Here is an 18,282-nt window from a genome sequence, read left to right as displayed (position 1 = left end):
GGGGCTAGCTTGTGGGGTTGGTTGCCTTGTGTTGATTGGGTTGTGGGGGTGTTGGGGACACACTTTTCTGCCTATAACCCGGATAGGTATAGAGCTGTCGTCGGCAGAGTCGCCGGTGAGGCTCGGGGCTGCCTGCAATGACTAACAGCACAAGCGACTCTAGTCTGTTATGGCCCTGAAATAAGCAGAGAAGCATAAGAATAGAAACCGTGACTACAGAACTCATCATTCTGGTGATCGTAGTGCTCACCGCACTAGCCTTCGACTTCACCAACGGCTTCCACGACACCGCCAACGCCATGGCCTCATCTATCGCCACCGGCGCCCTCAAGCCCAAGGCGGCTGTCGCTCTCTCAGCCGTCCTTAACCTCGTCGGTGCCTTCCTCTCTATTGAGGTAGCCAAAACTGTTGGCTCCGGCCTCATCGACCTGGAGACTGCCGGCGGCGGCCCCAGCCTCATGCTCATTGTCTTTACCGGCTTGGTTGGCGCTATCCTCTGGAACGTCTTCACCTGGCTGCTGGGTCTACCCTCCAGCTCATCCCATGCCCTCTTCGGCGGCCTGATCGGTGCAACCCTGGCGTCACTGGGCACCAGCGGTGTGCTCTGGAACGGCGTGCTGATGAAGATTATCGTCCCGGCCCTGATGGCACCGCTGATTGCGGGTGTGGTTGCCGGTGTCGGTGCCGCCCTTATCTACGCGCTCACCAAGCCCGTCCCCACCGAACAAAAGAAGAAGAACTTCCGCTTCGGCCAAATCTCAGCAGCCTTCCTCATGTCTCTGGCTCACGGCACCAACGACGCCCAGAAGACCATGGGCGTTATCTTCCTAGCCCTGGTGGCCGCCAACGAAATCAATCCCGAAGCGGATATTCCCTTCTGGGTACGCCTAGTCTGCGCCCTGGCTATCGCCCTGGGTACCTATCTGGGTGGCTGGCGCATCATCAAGACTATGGGTAAGGGCATTGTTGATATTGAAGGCCCCCAGGGTTTTGCTGCGGACGGCTCATCGGCAGCTATCATTCTGACCTCCTCCCACTTTGGCATGGCCCTGTCTACCACTCACGTGGCCACCGGGTCCATCATCGGCTCCGGCGTCGGCCGTCGCGCCAAGGTAAGCTGGTCAACTGCCCGCCGTATGGTCATGGCCTGGATTATTACCCTGCCCGCCGCTGGCTCCGTCGGTGCCCTGACCTGGTTCGTGGGTAACGGTATCAACTCTTTGACTGGCAGCGCCTGGATGGGCGAGGCAACCGTCTTCCTGATTCTGGTGGGCTTCTGCTTCTGGATGTGGGCTCACTCCCGCAAGAGCGCCGTCAGCCACATCGATATGCACGCGGGTGAGGCTGTCACTACCCGTGAGGTGCACACCGAGTCGATTCCCACTGTGAAGGCTGGTTCCTAAATGTTGATTGTTGATATCTTCCACAAGATTTACCCCGTCTTCCTGGCCGGTCTGGGCTTTGGCGCTGGCCTGCCGATTCTCTACGCCCTGGGTGTGCGCCTGATGAGCGGCACTGCTGTAGAGACCCCTGGGGGCACTGTCTACACTGAGCCTGCTCCTGTGGCCCGCGCTGCCGCCTACGTGCTGTTTGCGGTGCTGGCTCTGGCTGTTGTGAGCGGGATTCTGTGGATCGCCAAGGATTTCATCTACGCCTACACCGGCTTCAACTTCCTGGGAGCCGCAGGCTAAGGGTTCTGTCAATACGCAGCAGGGGCTGATGGTTTCGTCTGAAACCACCGGCCCCTACTGGTTTTAAAGGGCGGACGAACGGGGTTTTGGTTCCTTGTGCCCCCTCCAGCTAAGCCGGTAGGGTTCCTTGTATGGTGCTCAACGACCTTCCCCTCCGCAGTATCACCGCCCGTAGCGACTTCGAGCCGCTCACCGGCGTCCGCTATGTACCTGCACCACCTGGGGTAAACCGGGGTGGAGGGCCTGTTTTTCAGGTTTTTATCTAAAATCTGTGGCGGAGGTAACCGTGCATTTGGTAGAATTGGTTTGCGCGTGCAAAAAACCTGTAGTAAGGTAGAAGTATAACACCACGGGGGCGTGGCGCAATTGGTAGCGCACCTGCTTTGCAAGCAGGGGGTTAGGGGTTCGAGTCCCCTCGCCTCCACTCTTCGGTGATTATAGCAAGAGGGAAACACCCGGTCCCATCCCGAACCCGGAAGTTAAGGCTCTTAGCGCCGATGGTACTGCACTGGCGACGGTGTGGGAGAGTAGGTCATCGCCGAATTAAATTTGGTGAGGAACCCCCAGTCGAAAGACTGGGGGTTCCTTTTTTGTGTATGCGGTTTCTGTGGGGTGCAAGCTGGTGGCGGGAGGTGGCATGCATGCGAGCGTGTGTGATATCGCTGAGCGTGCGCATGGTAGGTGCACGCTCAGCGATATGGTGCACTCTCGCGTCCCCGTCATAAATAGCCAGATATGGCCCCGTATAGGTAAACTGGACACCTCAAAAGTAAGTAGTATTGCAATCTCTGTGATTGCAGGTGCAAGGACGCACCAGCGAGAACAAAGGCAAAACCATGTCACCACAAGCAGTTGGCTTCGCCCTCCTTATCCTCGGCGTAGCCCTTCTCATCGGCAAGATTATTCGAGTCAAAGTGGGCTGGGTGCAGACCCTCTTCTTGCCCAGCTCCATTGTGGCGGGCGTCCTGCTACTCCTGCTCGGCCCGCAAGTACTCGGCCGCTTCTCCGGCCCCTGGGGTGAAAACGGCCTCTTCACCGACGCTATGCTCACCACCTGGGGTGCCCTCCCCGGGCTGCTGATTAGCGTCATTTTTGCCACCATGTTCCTGGGCCAAGAACTGCCCACCCCCAAGCGGGCAGTGCAACTGGCCGGGCCTCAGCTCTCCCTGGGCGTAGCGCTGGGCTCTGGCCAGTACGTGGTGGGTCTGCTGCTTGCAGCCTTGGTACTCGTGCCGATTTTCGCAGCATCCCCCATGACCGGTGCCCTGATCGAAATCGCCTTTGAAGGTGGGCACGGTACCGCTGCCGGTATGCGCGGAGTGATGGAAGATCTCGGCTTCGGTGAAGGTGCCGACCTGGCTGTCGGTCTGGCAACCGTCGGTATTGTGGGAGGTATCGTCATCGGTATCGCCCTCATCAACTGGGGTGTACGCACCGGCAAGACCGAAATTCTCAAGGGCGATGCCAAGATGTCGATTGCCGAGCAGAAGGGTCTCTTCCGCGAGGACGAGCACTACTCGGCTGGCACGATGACCTCCCGCCCGGCATCCGTTGAACCGCTCTCCCTACATATGGCGATTATGGCTCTGGCCGTGCTGATTGGCTGGCTGATCTTGGAGGCCCTGCGTTGGATTGAGCAGCAGACCTACGCCTCCGTCATGCTGGATGAGAATACCCCGCTTGAAATTTTTGCCTACGTGCCGCTCTTCCCCATGGCCCTGCTCGGCGGCGTTATCGTGCAGATGATTGCTAAGGCGGTGGGCGCTGACTCTATCATTGACCACCAGATGATGCTGCGTATTCAGGGCTGGGCCCTGGACTTCCTCATCGTTGCCGCTATCGCCAACCTCTCCCTGCAGGCTGTGGGTGAGAACATCGCCGTCTTCGCTATTCTGGCGGTAGCCGGTATCGGCTTCAACGTGGCCATGTTCCTCTGGCTGGCCCCGCGCCTGATCGGCCGCTACTGGTTCGAGCGCGGCATCGGTGATTTCGGCCAGTCTATGGGTGTGACCGCCACCGGCCTGATTCTGATGCGCGTGGTGGATCCCAAGGGCGAGTCTCCCGCCTTCGAGGCCTTTGGCTACAAACAGCTGGTTTTTGAGCCCTTCTTCGGCGGCGGCTTGGTCACGGCCCTGGCGGTGCCCGTCATTTACCTGACCGGCATCTGGCCCCTCTTCTTCGTCATGCTCGCTATCTTCATTATCTCTATTGCGGTGGGCCTGATTTTCCTGCGCCCCAAGGAGATGAAGGACCGCGAGCGCCACACCCAGCAGATGCAGCAGGTTAAGGCTAAGGACGCTTAGGTGCGGCCCGGGTGCCCCGGGTGCGGGGAGGGGCTCTGCTAGGCTGAAAACACCATGACCCACCCATACCCAGAACAGCCTTATAACGCCCCGCCTGGGGAAAGCGCGTCCGTTCAGACCCCGCCCGGGCAAACCGTGCCAGCTCCGCCTGTGCCAGCCGAAGCCGCGCCTGCCAGCGTGGCTCCCCAGACGCCTGTTGCTGCCGCCCCTGGCGTTGAGAATAAGTCCTACACCCGGCGTAATATTCTGATTCTGCTGGGTGTACTGGCCGTTCCCACTGTGCTGGTGCTGGCGCTCGTGGCCTATTTCGCGGGATCCCGCAGCCACATGACTCTGGACGGAGGGAGCATCTGGGATTCGTCGCTGCTGGCCGATGACGGCTCATCAAACTCAGATGCCACCTGGCTCAGCGTTGCCGATACCGGCAGCATAGAGTCGGGGGTGCTCGCCGAGCACCTTGCGCAGACAGTGCCCCAGCTGGGCGGCACCAGCGGAATCTTCCAGCGAGAACCTACCCATGCCACCTACATCTACCTGCCGAGCGGCGGCTCCATCGACATCGACAGCCACGAGGAAATCCCTATTATCCTCTCTGCCGAGACCTGGCAGGGAATCCTCACGCGGGCGTCCGACGAGCGCATGGGGTCGGTAAGCGTCTCAGCCCACGGGGCTGGTGATTACGAAACCGAGGCTCCCTGGGTTGAGGTCAAGTACTACCTCTACGGAGATAACAGCTCAGACCAACAATCCCTACTCGCTGATATGGCTAGCTGGGAGCCCCTGGGCGGGGTAGATATGGAGAGCGTCTCGTCCATGGACGAGATAGAGCTTGATACTGATACGGTGCAGGTTTTCGCCTTTGGGCCGCTGAGCGAGGTGCAGGCCTGGTCGAGTTCTGCCGCCCCGATTGCTCAGGCATTCGCGGCGCACACCGAGGGGCTGGAGGTCGTGAGCATCAACAAATACCGGGACTCCACCGACTACTTTGTGACCGCCCGCTTTGAGAGCTACACGGGAGATACGGACGCCGCCCGCCAGGCCATGGTCGAGGGCGTGCAGGGAACAGCGATTGGCAGCGCCTTTACCCTAGACCTGATGGACGCCACCACCTCGGCCTACTACTTCGAGGGCCGGTGGGACGTCTACGCATCAGAAACCTCAGAATAAGCCCCCCTACAGCAAAGGCCCCGGCCTCCCTGAGCGGGAGCCGGGGCCGGTCGTCCGCGCTCGCAATCAACGAGGGGCGGACGCGCGTGAGCAGCTAGTGAGGACTAGGCTGCGGGGGTCTTCCAGGGGTCCTCAACGGGGCGAGAAGCCTTGAAAGCGGCTGCGCCAGCGACAGCGCCAGCAACCAGCAGACCAAAGACCAGCAGGCCCTTGTTGCCGCCCTTAGCGGCCTTCTTCTGCTCCTTGGCGTAGCCCTTAGCAGCCTTAACGGCGGCCTTCTGAGCCTTCTTCAGAGCCTTCTTGTCGCCGGTAACCTTAGCGGCAACGGTCTCAACCTGGGTGGGAACCTCGGCGTCAGAGAGCTTGTCTGCAACGGTGCTTGCAACGTCGGCAGCCTTGACGCGGGCGGTAGCTACAGCGTTTTCAACGGCGGGGGTGACGTCGTCGATGGTGTGCTGAATCTTGTCAGCCAGGGTTGACTGGGCCTTCTCCAGCTTCTTGGAGCTGTCCTTAGCAACAGACTGGGTTGCCTTTGAGATGTTCTTACCCTGCTTCTCAGCAGCCTTCTGCAGCGCTGAAACCTTCTTGCCGGTGAGCTTCTCGGCGCGAGCGGCCTTCTTCTCGGCCAGGGCGGTCAGCTTGTCAGCCTTCTTGCCGGTGTTCTTAGCGGCCTTTGAGAAGAACTTCTCTGCCTGCTTCTGAGCCTTCTTAGCCTTGCTCTTCTTGCACAGTGCCATGGGTGTTTCCTCCATGTGTGGGGCTGCCCCTCACCTAACTCGTGAGTTCGAGTAGAGCGCGGTGGCCAGCAACTTACATTTAGTATCAGCTTACTTTCTAAAACCTTAAAAGTGTTTTGCGGCGGCACAAAAACCCTCGTGTTTCTCTGCCCGCTAAAGTTAAGGGCTCCTGAAGGGTGGGCGGACGCTGTTGCGCGCCTGCGCGAATGCGACGTGAATTCCCGAGCGGGTGGTGTTTGAACGGACGCTCGGAACGGAGAGTCACATTCGGGGACATGCGGTTCTAAATCTTTCTAAGGCGTTCTAAAATATTTTTTAGAACGCCTTAGAAAGATTTAGAAAGCAGCGAACGATGAATCAAGACCTCAATCCCTTCACCCCCGGAGCAGGGCTCACACCGCCTGAACTCACAGGTCGAGACCAAGAAATCATCGACTTCGACAGGCTCGTAGCCCGCAGCAAAATGCGCCTGACCGATAGAGGGCTTATGCTCTACGGTCTACGCGGAGTCGGTAAAACCGTCCTGCTTCGCAGACTAGAAACCCATGCAGAACGCTCCGGCTGGCTGACCCTCAGACTCGAAGGGAGCCTTACTTCCTCTGCCCAAAAACAGCTTCGTATCAAACTCGCACGAGATCTTGCCCAGCAGACCAGGGTAGCCACCCAAGGGCACACCGGAAGTGCAATACAGCGAGCAATCGCCTCTATTGCCGAACTGTCACTGACGCTGGGCTTTGCCCAAGCCCGCCTAGTGCTCAAACCTAAGACTGACGAACCTGCCTTCACCACCGGCGTCATCGATATAGACTTCCCCGAAGCAATCTTGAACCTGGCGGAAGCCCTCAAAGAACTTCCCCAGCCTAAAGCTATCGGTTTTTTCATTGACGAAATCCAAGACCTCGACAGCGAACTGCTCGATATGCTCCTGACAACCCAGCATGAGGCGGGACAACGGGAACTACCTTTTTACATCATCGGGGCTGGTCTGCCCTCAGTACCCACCCGGCTAGGGGAAATTAAAACCTACGCCGAACGCCTCTTCAGCTACCGCGAAATAGGTGCTCTTACCCCGGAGGCGACCCGGCGGGCTTTCATCGAACCTATCCGCAGGCCCGGCGGCCATATCGTAGAAAGCGCCCTCGAAAAAGCAACCGTAGCCTCGCAGGGCTACCCCTACTTCATTCAGCAGTACGGGCAGGCTATCTGGAACTCTGCCGCCCAACAGACCATCACCGACGACGATGTGCTTGCTGGCCTTGCCGTAGGGCGAAGCGAACTAGATAGCGGTTTTTACCTCACCCGCTGGCAGCGGACTACCGATGCAGAACAGGACTACCTGGTTGCTATGGCCCGCGTGATGAAAGGTCAGGCCGCCCGTACCGGAGAAATCGCAGAGACCCTGGATAAGACAGCTAACGGAACCAGCGTGGTGCGTAAATCCCTGATCGAGAAAGGCCTGGTGTACTCGCCGGGTGTAGGCCAGCTGGCCTTTACAGTGCCGGGAATGCAAGACTTCGTGCTGAGACAGGCGGGGCAGGTATAGGCCGCCCGCCGGCGTCCGCCCCTTTCACTCACCGCAAAAGCTCAGGTCATATCTAGCGGCTGCCCACCTGCCCGTGCGAGAATAGGGGCATGACTGCAACTGCAAAAGCAACTATTCACACCAACCACGGTGACATCGTCGTTAACCTCTTCGGTAACCACGCACCGCTGACCGTCAAGAACTTCATCGGCCTGTCAGATGGCACCCAGGAATGGCGCCACCCCCGCACCGGCGAAGTACAGGAAGGCCCCCTCTACAAGGACGTCATCTTCCACCGCATCATCCGCGACTTCATGATCCAGGGTGGCGACCCCCTCGGTCAGGGCATCGGCGGCCCCGGCTACCAGTTCAAGGACGAAATCCACCCCGAACTGAGCTTCAACAAGCCCTACCTGCTGGCCATGGCTAACGCAGGCCCCGGCACCAACGGCTCCCAGTTCTTCATCACCACTGTTGAGACCCCCTGGCTCAACGGCCGCCACACTATCTTCGGTGAGGTCGCAGATGAGGACTCCAAGAAGGTCGTTGACGCCATCGAAGGTGTAGCAACCGGCGCTATGGACCGCCCCGTCGAGGACGTCGTCATCTCTTCCATCGACATTGAGCAGCTCTAAGCTTTAGAAGCTACTGAGGTAAAGGCCCGCCCGCCCTGGGTGGGCCTTTACTCTACCCTAGAAAATTTTTTTGAGCGGCTAACGCCGCAGGTGAAAGGACGAGCCCGTGAGCGAGCAGGTCGGTAGGTACGGCTATTCCAGTGATGAGACTCCGGTATGCCCCCGCCACCCTGATCAGGTGACCTATGTGCGGTGCGGACGCTGCGGGCGGCTAGCCTGCGGGCAGTGCCAGGTACCGCTTGAGGTGGGCATGATGTGCGTGGACTGCCTGGCAGAAGCGCAGCGTTCAGCCCCGCGGGTTCGCTACGCTAAAGCTCGCCCCACTATTATATATGCCCTTATCGGTATAAATGTTCTGGTGTGGGTTCTGCAGTTTATCTTCCCGCAAGTCACGGTATTCGGTATCTACAACCCCCTCTACGTTGAGTACACGGGGCAGTGGTATCGTATGCTTACCTCGGGCTTCTTGCATTCCCCCGATAACATCAGCCACCTGCTGCTCAACATGTTTACCCTCTACCTCTTTGGCCAGGCCCTAGAACCCTTGATGGGGAAGGGGAAATTCCTTGCGACCTACCTGCTCTCAATCATGGGTGGGTCAGTAGCCGTACACTTGCTGGCTTCGGTGCTGGGCGGTATGGAGGTAAGCACCTTGGGTGCCTCCGGCGGCGTCTTTGGCCTCTTTGGAGCCTTCTTCGCACTCTCCCGGGCTCGCCAGCAGAGCACCAGTAGCATCGTGATCCTGGTGGCGATTAACTTCGTCTTCGGCTTCCTCATGCCGGGTATCTCCTGGGAAGCCCACCTGGGAGGTCTGATCACGGGTGCGCTTGTCGCTACAGTTCTTGATCGGATTCCACACCGTTCACAGTGAAGTCGATGTAGCGAAGAAGTGCGGGACCGCCGGTATGGCGGTCCCGCACTTCTTTTTATTCACAGGTTTTATCCACAGCTGTTAATAACTACAGGGGTGTAATTCCACAGATGTTAAAAACCTGTGTACAGGGCTAGAAGGCTGCAAGTAAGGTCTGTAATTACACCGGTGTAAGAGATTTCCCCAGTTTTATCCCCACCTGTGGATAACTTTCATCCGCAGGGTGTAGAAAACCTGTAATTTCAAAAAGGTGACTATTCAGCAGGCAATACTTCGCCCGTGAGGGCATCAATCTTGACCGAACCCACGTCGTTGCCGCGGGCGTCCTCAAAATCAACCTCCCACACCAGGGCGCCGTTCTGATCGTCAAGATCAAGGTCGGTGGCAACCTGCCCGCCACGACCCTCAGCAGCGGTACGGACGGCGTCCGCAGCTAGAACCTGAGCCGCAGCCGCACGCGCTACATCATCAGCATCGTCGCTGGTCTCTTCATCGGCTATAGAACCATCGGCGAAGACGGTGAACTCATGCTTGACCCCGTCCACCACTATGTCAAGATCAAAGCTGTCTTGGGTATCGTCTTCCTCATCCGCCTGCACCACGATGCCACCGGGGCGGGCAGCCAAACCCTGCTCAAGCGCAGCAAGTAGGGCCCCTGTTTCGGCAGGGCCCTCAGGGGTAGGGGAGGGGCTGGCGGATGTAGCTGCCTGGCTGCTTGTGGCAGATGCACTGGTGGTTGCTGCAGAGGTTTGAGGGGCGCTGGTCTCGGCGCTCCCTGAACCGCACGCTGCAAGTGCCAGCGCCGCTACTGTCGCTGAAGAAGTAAAAACAGTCTTTTTCATGGAAAACATCATGCGCTCATTCTTTCAAGTCAACATGAAACCAGGATTAAACGAGGCTTAAACCGCTACTTGCCTGAAGCCTCAATCAGCTCAGCTACGGTCTGCGGGGCGCTTGCAGCTGAGGCAACAAAAGACCGCTCAGCGGTGCGGACGGTCGGCACCACGGCATTACCGTCATTGACGCTCTTAACGTAGGCCTCGGCGTCTGCGTCCTCCCAGATATTCACCCAGAGGGCTCGCTCGCCCACCTCGCCCAGGCTGGCGTCCAGACGCTGGCAGAAAGGGCAACCCGGGCGCCAATAGATTGCAACACCACCCTCGGCGACAAAGGTTTCGGCGGCAGCGTGGGTGGAAGATGTGCTCGGCATGCAATGCTCCTTTTGTGAAAAATATGGCCTAGTGCCCGATATAACGCACTACGAGGGCAGATATTCCCGCTGCAGCTACTTGGGCGGGGAACCCCCACGCCCGGGCCTAGATACAAGTATCGCCGGGCTCCACGATTATCGTGAGAACCCGGCGATGTAGTGCCTCAATGGGGTGAGACTAGTCCTTCTTCAGGGAATCCTTGATGCCGCTGATGGCGTCCTTGGCCTTATCGACACCGTCTGAGATGGTCTGCTTAGCCTCATCGACCTTGTCCTTAGCCTGGGCCTGAACCTGGTCGGCCTTGCCCTCAGCTTCGAGGCGGTCATCGCCGGTCAGCTTGCCGCCGGCTTCCTTGGCCTTGCCAGCGAGGTTGTCGAGGCCGTTTTCAATCTTGTCTTCTGCAGCCATGGTGGGCTCCTTTCGTTTCTCGCCTGTGCGAGCTTGGAATGCAGGGATAGTTCGTAGGCTTCCCTTATTGATAAGTTTACGCACTAGTGCCGCAAAAAGAAACCCAGTAGGCTGAGAAAATCCTGATGGCTGCCCCTGGGTTACCTTAAAATAAGAGAGCCCTATATATCTCGATCTGCCGGGAATCCCGCCACCATGGGCAGGAACTCTGGGTCGGCATAGCCGTGCTGGGCGTAGGCTAGAGCCACCTGTTCTGCCGCCGACTCCAACAGGTGGGTCGGCAGCAGGGCCATTACGGCCCCGCCAAAACCGCCACCCACAATGCGGGCACCCAGGGCTCCGGCCGCCAGGCAGGTATCAACCGCCAGATCAATCTCGGGTCGCGAAACGCGCAGCTCATCGCGCATCGACACGAAACTCTCGGTAAAGAGCCTGCCCAGCTCGCTCCAGTCAACCTGCTCACCGGCGTCCTTGCGGCCCAGTAGGTAGGCTGCTCGCTCCACCAGGGTCATATCGTGCAGGGTATGGCGCACCCAGCCACGCGGAAAGGTGCGAGGCTGGCCGCTTTCCTCCAGGGCGCTTAAGGCGCGGTTGACGGTCTGGTCCACCAGATCCAGGCGGCACTGCTTAGCCTCGCGCTCGCTCATACCGGCACAGGTGAGATCCTCGGGCAGGGCATTGCGCAGATAGTCCAGCCCCATCGCCTCGGTCACCGCCTCGTTCGCCTCGCGGCGGGCAGCAAACTCACCCCCCGCCAGCTCGTGGGGGGTATTGGTGTTAATAACCAGCCAGCCTAGGTCGGCGCTCGCCACATCAACGGTCAGCGGGTTGATGGAGAAATCGCGGAAGTCCACCACCAGGGCCTTGCCCGGTGCCGAACGCAGCGAAGCGGTCTGGTCAAGGCCGCCGGTGCGGGCCCCCGCCACCTCGTTCTCGGCGCGCATGCAGACCTGGGCTAGGCGGGCACGCAGGGCATCATTGGCAGGGGAGAGGTCAGAAGGTAGCGCCTCGGTGCAGTCGCACCCCTTGCGTAGGGGGCAGGAAAGATCCAGCAGGGCAAGGGCCGTGGAGCACTCCAGGGCAGCAGAAGAAGATAGCCCCCCACCCACCGGAACCTGGGAGGTGATGAGGAGGTCTGCCCCAAAGTTGTGGGGCAGGGCGATATCCTTGCCGCCCTCGCGGTTCATGGCCCAGGCTACCCCTGCCACATAGGTAAACCAGCCCTTGAATGTGCCCGGGGTGATCTCGCGAATTACGACCGTGCGGTCGTCCCCCGGCATCTGCAAGGACGCCGCCCGTAGCACCCCGTCGGTGCGTAACCTACCCGCCACATAGGTGCGGTAGGGCAGGGGCATAGGCATGCAGGACCCACCGAGAAAGTCGATGTACTCACCCAGCAGATTGAGACGCCCGGGCGCTGACCACACCCCGTCGGGCTCCACCCCGTACTTTTCAACAAAAGCAGCGCGGGCTGCCTCAACTTCGGCGCGGTGATCTGGCAGGGTAGCCCAGGCGGGCTCAACACGGAGGGTCACGGTTTTTCTTCTTTTCGGTTGGTTGGATGTCGGGGGGGCTTAGGCGGTAAAGCCCTTAATAAGAGCTGTGAGCGCGGCGGTGTAGGACGCCGGTGGTTCAGCTGGCGGGGTGCTGCCTGCGAGTAGGGCCCGGGTCTGCTCCTGCTCAATGAGGCTCAGACAGGTATGCATGAAGATTTCAGCAGCCAGGGCCGCTTGCGGAGTGCCGGTGGCCAGCGCAAAGTCAGCTTCCAGGGCATCCAGTAAGGTGAGCCGGTCGGGGGTGAGGGTAGCGGGGTGAAGAGCTAGGGCCAGGCGGATGACTTCGGAACATTCCTTAACTGGAATAAGCTGCCGGTAGGTGTTTTCCCCGGTGATGAGAAGGCTGTTGGGGCTTGCCGCCGCCTGGGAGTGCTCAACCGTGGCCAGCATGCGGGAAGCGAGAGAGGCTAGGAGTTCCTGCTTATTCTTCACGTGATAGTAGAGAGCGCCGGGAGCCACACCCAGTTCGGTAGCCAGCCGACGCATAGAAAGGTCGGCCAAGCCAAACTGGCGCAGCACATCAAAAGCGGTGTCAAGAATCTTCTCACGGGATAAAGCCACCCCCTCATTGTGACCTACTTTCGCTCCCGGCAACAGCTGAGAGCAGGCGAGGTGGGGAAGAAGAGGAGTAGATTTGAACCCATGACCCTCAATTTTTCAGATCTTGCTGCCCGCCTGCGAGCCGGAGAAACAGCCTCACCGGCTGACCTTCACGACGTGCTCACCGCTAGCCCTGCCGCCACCTTCGCCCTCATGGATCTGGCCACAGAACTCCGCGTCGCCCACCACGGTTCAACCATCACCGCCACCAACCTGCTGGGCGCACCCGCGCCGCAGGTGGCGTCCGTCCGCCTGGAAGTGACCGCCCCGCTCGATGCCGACGCCCTGGCTGCCAACCTGGCAGACCTGGCGGCTGACCCTGCTATTGAGCGCATTGACGTGGACTATGTGGGCAGCCCGGCGCTCGCCCCCATGGAGGCTTTGCGCGTGCTGGCTGCTGCCCGTCTGGCCGCACCGGCCAAGAGTCTGCACCTGGGGGAGAGCCGCGAAATGACCCTGCGCTCCCTGCAACCTCTGGCCGTGGGTGCCCTGGATTCACTGGTGCTGACCGTAGACCCCGCCCAGCCCCGCCTGGTGTTTGAAGATCTTAAACTCATCGTGGGTGCTGGCCTGACCATCGCAGATGTGGGCGACCGCGACCTGGTAGCTGAGTATGTAGAGCACCTGCGTGCTGCCGGGGTAGAGGACGCGGACGCCTACGCCCAGGTTGCGCTGGAGGGCGCGGCGTCCGGTGGCGGCTGCGGTGGCAACTGTGCCTGTGGCTCTGGGGGCTGCGGCGCTTAGCCGGTTTTGCCGAAAGGTACCATCTAAATCAGAAAAACCCACGAACTAGGTGGGTTTTTCTGATTTAGATGGTACCTAGTTGATGTCATAAAACTAGACAATTTGAACACTGTTCAAAATCGGTGTTGACTGGTTCCATGATTGACTTCTCTGCCATTGCCGATCGTGCCCTGGCCGGTCAGCCCGCAAGTCGCGACGAAGCGCTTGCCGCCCTGACCGCCAGTGACGCCGAAACATTCGCCCTCGTCGATGCCGCCTCCCGCCTGCGCCGCCACTACTTCGGGAACACCGTCAAGGTGAACTACCTGGTCAACCTCAAGTCCGGCCTCTGCCCCGAAGACTGCACCTACTGCTCCCAGCGCCTTGGCTCCGAAGCTGAAGTGCTCAAATACTCCTGGATCAAAACCGACGAAGCCGTCAAACAGGCCGGCTACGGCATCGCGGGTGGAGCCTCCCGCGTCTGCATGGTCGCCTCAGGCAAGGGACCCACCGATCGCGACGTCGAGCGCGTTGCCACCATGGTCGAAGACCTCAAAGAAGAACACCCCCAGGTGGAAGTCTGCGCCTGCCTGGGCATTCTCAAGGATGGCCAGGCCGACCGCCTCAAGCAGGCCGGAGTGGACGCCTACAACCACAACCTCAACACCAGCGAAGACCACTACGCCGATATCTGCACCACCCACACCTACGCTGACCGCCTCGCCACCGTCGATAAGGCCCAGAGCGCCGGGCTCTCGGCCTGCTCCGGCTTGATTGTGGGTATGAAGGAAACCGACGAGCAGCTGGTCGATGCGATTTTTGCCCTGCGTGACTTGGGCGGCGACTCCATCCCCGTCAACTTCCTCATGCCCTTTGAAGGCACCCCGCTGGCTGGCACCTGGGAGCTCACCCCCATGCGCTGCCTGCGTATTCTCGCCACCGTCCGCCTGGTCGCCCCCGACAAGGAACTCCGCATGGCAGGCGGACGCGAAATGCACCTGCGCACCCTGCAACCCCTAGCCCTGCACGTGGTCAACTCCCTCTTCCTGGGTGACTATCTCACCTCAACCGGCCAGTCAGCCCTCGACGACCTGAAAATGATTCGGGACGGCGGGTTCGTGGTGCTCGGCGCCGAAGACCGCGACCTGGTCGCCGAACACGAGGACTACCTGCGCGCCCACGGCGTAGACCTCGCCCAGGAAACTGCTGTTGCGCCCGCGCCCTGCGGGGCATCCGGTGGCTGCGGTGGGTGCAGCTCCGGGGCCTGCGGGACCCACCCATCCGCGGGGGAGGCGGACGCCGGCGTCCGCCCCGCTGGTGGGCAGCGGGCTCCCGAGGTTCTGGTACCCGAAATCCGCCGCCGCGGGGTCGGGACGGACGCCACCCCCAACTTCTAGCCCCAACCGGTGTCTCAAAAACTGCACCTGCGGCACAGGTTCACCCTAGGTTGAGGTACTAGAGTTAAAAGCTGGTACATCAGGCTGGTTGTGAAGGGGTGGGCGTGGAAGTCCTCATTGTGATTGTGGTGCTGTTGCTGGCGACGGTGGTGCTGGTGAGTGTGGGAGACAGGCTAAACCTGCCCTGGCCCGTGCTGCTGACGCTGGTGACCGCCGTGGTCATTGTGATTCCGCAGATGCCCAGCCTACACATTGAGCCCGAGATTATTCTGCCCATCTTCCTGCCGCCCCTGCTGTGGGCTATTGGCCAGCGCGTCTCGTGGGGCATGCTGCGCAGAAGCTGGCGCAGCGTCCTGATTTATTCCATCGCCCTGACCGCTGTCTCTGCCCTGGTGGTGGGATGGGCTACCTGGATGATTGTGCCCGGCATCAGCATCGCCCTGGCGCTGGCTATCGGTGCGGCCGTCGCCCCGCCCGACCCCGTGGCGGTAGAAGCTGTGGCTGAGCCGGTGGGTATTCCCCGCCGCGTTATCTCCAATCTGCAGACCGAGGGTATCTTCAACGACGCCGTATCTCTGGTGCTCTTTCAAATCGCCCTCGCTGCCCTGACCGCTGGCACTGATCCCCAGCCCCTGTCTGCCCTTGGCAGTTTCGCCTATAGCGCTCTCGTTGCTGTGGCCCTGGGTCTAGCCCTGGGCTGGGGAGGTAGCCTGCTGCGCCGCAACCTTTCCGATACCGTGGCCCGCAGCGCGCTAACCCTGGTTATTCCCTTCGGTGTTTACATCATCGCCGAAGAGCTGCACGCCTCGGGTGTGGTTGCCGTGGTGATTGCGGCAATTCAGATGGCCAGCTACAGCGCCGACCTCACCGCCGAAGAGCGCCTGGCTAACACCGCCTTCTGGAATGTGCTTGAAATGCTCGCGACTGGCCTGGCTTTCGGCCTTATCGGCCTGCAGGCGGGTGAGCTGCTCTACAGCGCAGACAGCAACGTGCTGACCATGATTTGGCACGGCGTGCTGATCTCGGCCGTTGCCATTGGTACGCGCCTAGCCTGGCTGACCGGTATGTGGCTGTGGGGCCGCTGGCGGGGCTCCCGCCGCACCACCCCGCGCTCCTTTGCTGAGGTGCTGGTGATGACCTGGGCCGGTATGCGCGGCCTGGTCACTCTCGCTCTGGCACTGAGTCTGCCCGAGATGGCTGACGGCCTGCGCACCGAGGCTGTCTTTATCGTGCTGACCGTCCTCTTCTTCACCATGGTCTTCCCCGGCCTGACCCTGCCCTGGCTGGTGCGGGTGTTGGGCGTGAGCGCCACGGCTGAAAAGGACGACCACGAGGAACAGGAACTCTTGCAGATTGCCCAGCGGGCCATGTGGAAGTCTATGTATCAAACCGTTGCTGAGAGCGGGGATTTTCAGTCCTTCGAGCAGCTCAAGCACGTGGTCACCAGCATGATGGACCGCATCGAGGAGGGCCAGAAGACCGGTGACTTCCAGGAGCGTTGGGCTGAACGCCAGCGTCAGCGCGAGTTCATGAACCTGGTGCGGCAGAAATCGGTGCTGGCCGCCCAGGCTGCGGTGCTCAATGTGCGCAACAAGTACGACTATGAAGTAGTGAGTAACGTGCTCTACCAGATTGACGTGCAGGTGCAGGCCCAGGACGCCATGGACCAGGGCTCCGGGGCACTCACCATGTCACTGCCTAAGTCCCTCATCAACGGCGAGCACAAGTTGGATCGCGAGAAGGCAGAGCAGCTCTTTAAGACCACTGAGATGCGCATTATCTCGGCCCAAAAGGAGCTGGACGATGAAGCCCTGCGGGTGGCGACCCGTCAGCTGCCTGTAGTTGGGGGTGCGGACGCCCGCGAGCGGGAGTGATTCAAGGCACCGGCTAGGTGGCACTCAAGAAATTTGCAGAATCATCACCTACTATGGGTAAGTGCTTATTCTGATATAGGTCTATATGGATCCAAGGTTGATGAGGGTCTTTAGGGGCCGGTGGGCACATACTCAATATATTCTTCAATTAGAATATTAAATTTTTTCACAGAATCAGGACCAATGGACACCAAAGACCTTTCCCCGGCATATCTCACCTCCCTCGCAGCCCTCTTTGTAGCAGCTTTGATGGTGGGTGCGAGTTCCACCTGGGTATCAGTGCTGGGCTGGGTTGTACTACTGGCTGGTGTAGGTCTGAACGTCTTTGCCACCCTGGTGATGGTACAGCGCCTCAAGGGCGGCCCCCTGCCCGCGATGATTACCGGCGCCGGTAGCGACGCCCAGGTAGAGTATGAGGAAGAAGAGGACGCCCCGGCTGACCTCCACTTCTCTGAGCCCGAGGCAATTACCGAGTCCCAGCCCCTGGTATCAGCCGCAGCTCCCAGTGCTGCCGCCAGCGACGAGCGCATCTTCCGCTCTCGCGCCCCGCGCCCGCACGTCCGCTAACCACCGAGAGGACCCCATGGATACCCGCTTTCTTCTCTCTCCCGCCTACCTGGTTTCCGTTGCTGCCCTGATTGTTGGTGCGATTCTCAGCGGTACCGCTCTGATGGTGATTGGCTGGATTATCTTTATTATCGGCCTGGCCCTCAACGCCCTGGCCCTGGTGGTACTGGCTAACCGTGAACAGCTGTATAAGGCACAGCGGGTTGGGGTTATTCCGAAGGCACAGAAGGCTGATTCTGCTGATCAGCAGTAAAATCTAAAATTTTTTTCTCTGCCTAGCGGCAGAGCAAAGACAAGGGGCGGACGCTTACAAGCGTCCGCCCCTCTATGTATCTTCTAGGCTCTTACCCGCCTGCGCTCGGGGTGGGCAACCTTACCGAGAACACTGCGGGAAAAGTGGGCCAGGGCCCGGGCGATATCGGGGTCTAGCCCCTCAAAAACCGTGCGCTGCACCTCGCGGGTATAGATCGGGGTGGCTTCTCTGAAGACCTGCCGCCCCTGCTGGGTGATGAGCACTCCCTTGCCCCGCTTGTCGCTGGGCACCGAGACCTTGGTGACCCAGCCGTTTTTCTCCAGCACATCAACCTGATAGGTCAGCCGTGATGCCGAGACATTGGTGGCGCGGGCAAGGTCGCGCATGCGCACCACGGGGTGTGCATCGGTGGAATCTGTCTGTGGTGAATCTATGATTGCTGCCAGAATCCTGTAGTCTGCCAGTTTGATTTTCACCTCTTCTTTGAGGCACCTATCAAGGTGCAGGTTGAGGGTCTCTAAAGTGTTGGTGTAAATCTTCCATAGATTTTCCTGTTCTTGGGTGAAGCGAGCCGGTGTGGGGGCTGTTCCCATAGAACCTCCTCTCCTCTCTACCGGGTGGGCAGGTGTGGTTCAGGAGACTTTCTCAGAAAATCTCTATCTGGTGCCAGCCTAACGCGCAGAGTTACCTGTATGGAATATCTGTGGGAAATATTAAGACGGGTTAACGGGTCTGTGGGCCTTCACCAGCTAGGACTCCCTTTTGAT

General features: G+C 59.9%; 19 protein-coding genes, 1 tRNA gene and 1 rRNA gene. 14 read left to right on the top strand and 7 right to left on the bottom strand.

All coding sequences use genetic code 11. The features are described from left to right. Positions 1–209 precede the first annotated feature (209 nt). From ACED88_RS04970 to ACED88_RS04945, 6 genes are all read left to right on the top strand, one after another. A complete protein-coding gene (locus ACED88_RS04970; protein ID WP_449108924.1) occupies positions 210–1,403 on the top strand; it encodes an anion permease in 1,194 nt (397 codons plus the stop codon). Beyond that, positions 1,404–1,691, top strand: a complete 288-nt coding sequence (locus tag ACED88_RS04965) for a hypothetical protein (protein ID WP_449108923.1) — start codon at positions 1,404–1,406, stop codon at positions 1,689–1,691. It begins immediately after the preceding gene. Positions 1,692–2,042: 351 nt separating this feature from the next. Further along, positions 2,043–2,115, top strand: a tRNA-Ala gene (locus tag ACED88_RS04960). A 3-nt stretch (positions 2,116–2,118) separates the two neighbouring features. Continuing rightward, positions 2,119–2,235, top strand: a 5S ribosomal RNA gene (gene rrf / locus ACED88_RS04955). 292 nt (positions 2,236–2,527) lie between these two features. Next, on the top strand, positions 2,528–3,994 hold the full coding sequence (locus ACED88_RS04950) for a sodium/glutamate symporter (RefSeq protein WP_449108922.1): 1,467 nt from the start codon (positions 2,528–2,530) through the stop codon (positions 3,992–3,994). 54 nt (positions 3,995–4,048) lie between these two features. Further along, positions 4,049–5,161 (top strand): hypothetical protein, encoded by a 1,113-nt coding sequence (locus ACED88_RS04945; RefSeq protein ID WP_449108921.1) that lies wholly within the window; start codon positions 4,049–4,051, stop codon positions 5,159–5,161. Positions 5,162–5,265: 104 nt separating this feature from the next. Here the strand turns inward: ACED88_RS04945 and ACED88_RS04940 are convergent, their stop codons facing one another. Beyond that, entirely contained in the window at positions 5,266–5,898 is a 633-nt protein-coding gene (locus ACED88_RS04940) for a hypothetical protein (RefSeq protein WP_449108920.1), read from the bottom strand. A 352-nt stretch (positions 5,899–6,250) separates the two neighbouring features. Here ACED88_RS04940 and ACED88_RS04935 point away from each other — a divergent pair, with 352 nt between their 5' ends. The 3 genes from ACED88_RS04935 (at position 6,251) to ACED88_RS04925 (ending at position 8,926) form a co-directional block, all read left to right on the top strand. Then, positions 6,251–7,441 (top strand): AAA family ATPase, encoded by a 1,191-nt coding sequence (locus ACED88_RS04935; RefSeq protein WP_449108919.1) that lies wholly within the window; start codon positions 6,251–6,253, stop codon positions 7,439–7,441. A gap of 89 nt (positions 7,442–7,530) precedes the next feature. Then, a complete protein-coding gene (locus ACED88_RS04930; RefSeq protein ID WP_237201101.1) occupies positions 7,531–8,055 on the top strand; it encodes a peptidylprolyl isomerase in 525 nt (174 codons plus the stop codon). A gap of 106 nt (positions 8,056–8,161) precedes the next feature. Continuing rightward, a complete protein-coding gene (locus ACED88_RS04925; RefSeq protein WP_449108918.1) occupies positions 8,162–8,926 on the top strand; it encodes a rhomboid family intramembrane serine protease in 765 nt (254 codons plus the stop codon). A gap of 254 nt (positions 8,927–9,180) precedes the next feature. Here ACED88_RS04925 and ACED88_RS04920 read toward each other — a convergent pair whose 3' ends face one another. From ACED88_RS04920 to ACED88_RS04900, 5 genes are all read right to left on the bottom strand, one after another. Further along, the gene (locus tag ACED88_RS04920) at positions 9,181–9,768 is read right to left on the bottom strand and encodes a PepSY domain-containing protein (protein ID WP_449108917.1); all 588 of its coding nucleotides are present in this window, start codon (positions 9,766–9,768) and stop codon (positions 9,181–9,183) included. A 65-nt stretch (positions 9,769–9,833) separates the two neighbouring features. Next, entirely contained in the window at positions 9,834–10,136 is a 303-nt protein-coding gene (locus tag ACED88_RS04915) for a glutaredoxin domain-containing protein (RefSeq protein ID WP_449108916.1), read from the bottom strand. A 178-nt stretch (positions 10,137–10,314) separates the two neighbouring features. Beyond that, the gene (locus tag ACED88_RS04910) at positions 10,315–10,545 is read right to left on the bottom strand and encodes a CsbD family protein (RefSeq protein WP_185173786.1); all 231 of its coding nucleotides are present in this window, start codon (positions 10,543–10,545) and stop codon (positions 10,315–10,317) included. Between the two features lie 161 nt (positions 10,546–10,706). Continuing rightward, positions 10,707–12,080 carry a galactokinase gene (locus tag ACED88_RS04905; protein ID WP_449108915.1) on the bottom strand — a complete coding sequence of 458 codons (1,374 nt, stop codon included), beginning with the start codon at positions 12,078–12,080 and terminating at the stop codon, positions 10,707–10,709. 39 nt (positions 12,081–12,119) lie between these two features. After that, entirely contained in the window at positions 12,120–12,662 is a 543-nt protein-coding gene (locus tag ACED88_RS04900; protein WP_449108914.1) for a TetR/AcrR family transcriptional regulator, read from the bottom strand. A gap of 81 nt (positions 12,663–12,743) precedes the next feature. Between ACED88_RS04900 and ACED88_RS04895 the strand changes: the two genes are divergently transcribed. The 5 genes from ACED88_RS04895 to ACED88_RS04875 all read left to right on the top strand — a co-directional run bounded on the left by ACED88_RS04895 (position 12,744) and on the right by ACED88_RS04875 (position 17,515). Next, a complete protein-coding gene (locus ACED88_RS04895) occupies positions 12,744–13,445 on the top strand; it encodes a hypothetical protein (protein ID WP_449108913.1) in 702 nt (233 codons plus the stop codon). 137 nt (positions 13,446–13,582) lie between these two features. Continuing rightward, entirely contained in the window at positions 13,583–14,821 is a 1,239-nt protein-coding gene (gene bioB / locus ACED88_RS04890) for a biotin synthase BioB (RefSeq protein ID WP_449108912.1), read from the top strand. 104 nt (positions 14,822–14,925) lie between these two features. Continuing rightward, the gene (locus ACED88_RS04885; RefSeq protein ID WP_449108911.1) at positions 14,926–16,695 is read left to right on the top strand and encodes a cation:proton antiporter; all 1,770 of its coding nucleotides are present in this window, start codon (positions 14,926–14,928) and stop codon (positions 16,693–16,695) included. A 183-nt stretch (positions 16,696–16,878) separates the two neighbouring features. Then, entirely contained in the window at positions 16,879–17,262 is a 384-nt protein-coding gene (locus ACED88_RS04880) for a hypothetical protein (protein ID WP_449108910.1), read from the top strand. A 16-nt stretch (positions 17,263–17,278) separates the two neighbouring features. Further along, the gene (locus ACED88_RS04875) at positions 17,279–17,515 is read left to right on the top strand and encodes a hypothetical protein (protein WP_237212084.1); all 237 of its coding nucleotides are present in this window, start codon (positions 17,279–17,281) and stop codon (positions 17,513–17,515) included. Between the two features lie 83 nt (positions 17,516–17,598). Here ACED88_RS04875 and ACED88_RS04870 read toward each other — a convergent pair whose 3' ends face one another. Continuing rightward, positions 17,599–18,108 carry a MarR family winged helix-turn-helix transcriptional regulator gene (locus ACED88_RS04870; protein ID WP_449108909.1) on the bottom strand — a complete coding sequence of 170 codons (510 nt, stop codon included), beginning with the start codon at positions 18,106–18,108 and terminating at the stop codon, positions 17,599–17,601. Positions 18,109–18,282 lie beyond the last annotated feature (174 nt).

Source organism: Rothia sp. 11273D007AR (assembly GCF_053547255.1).
The sequence above is the reverse complement of the archived record's forward strand: the minus strand, read 5'-3'. Positions and strand labels throughout refer to the sequence as shown.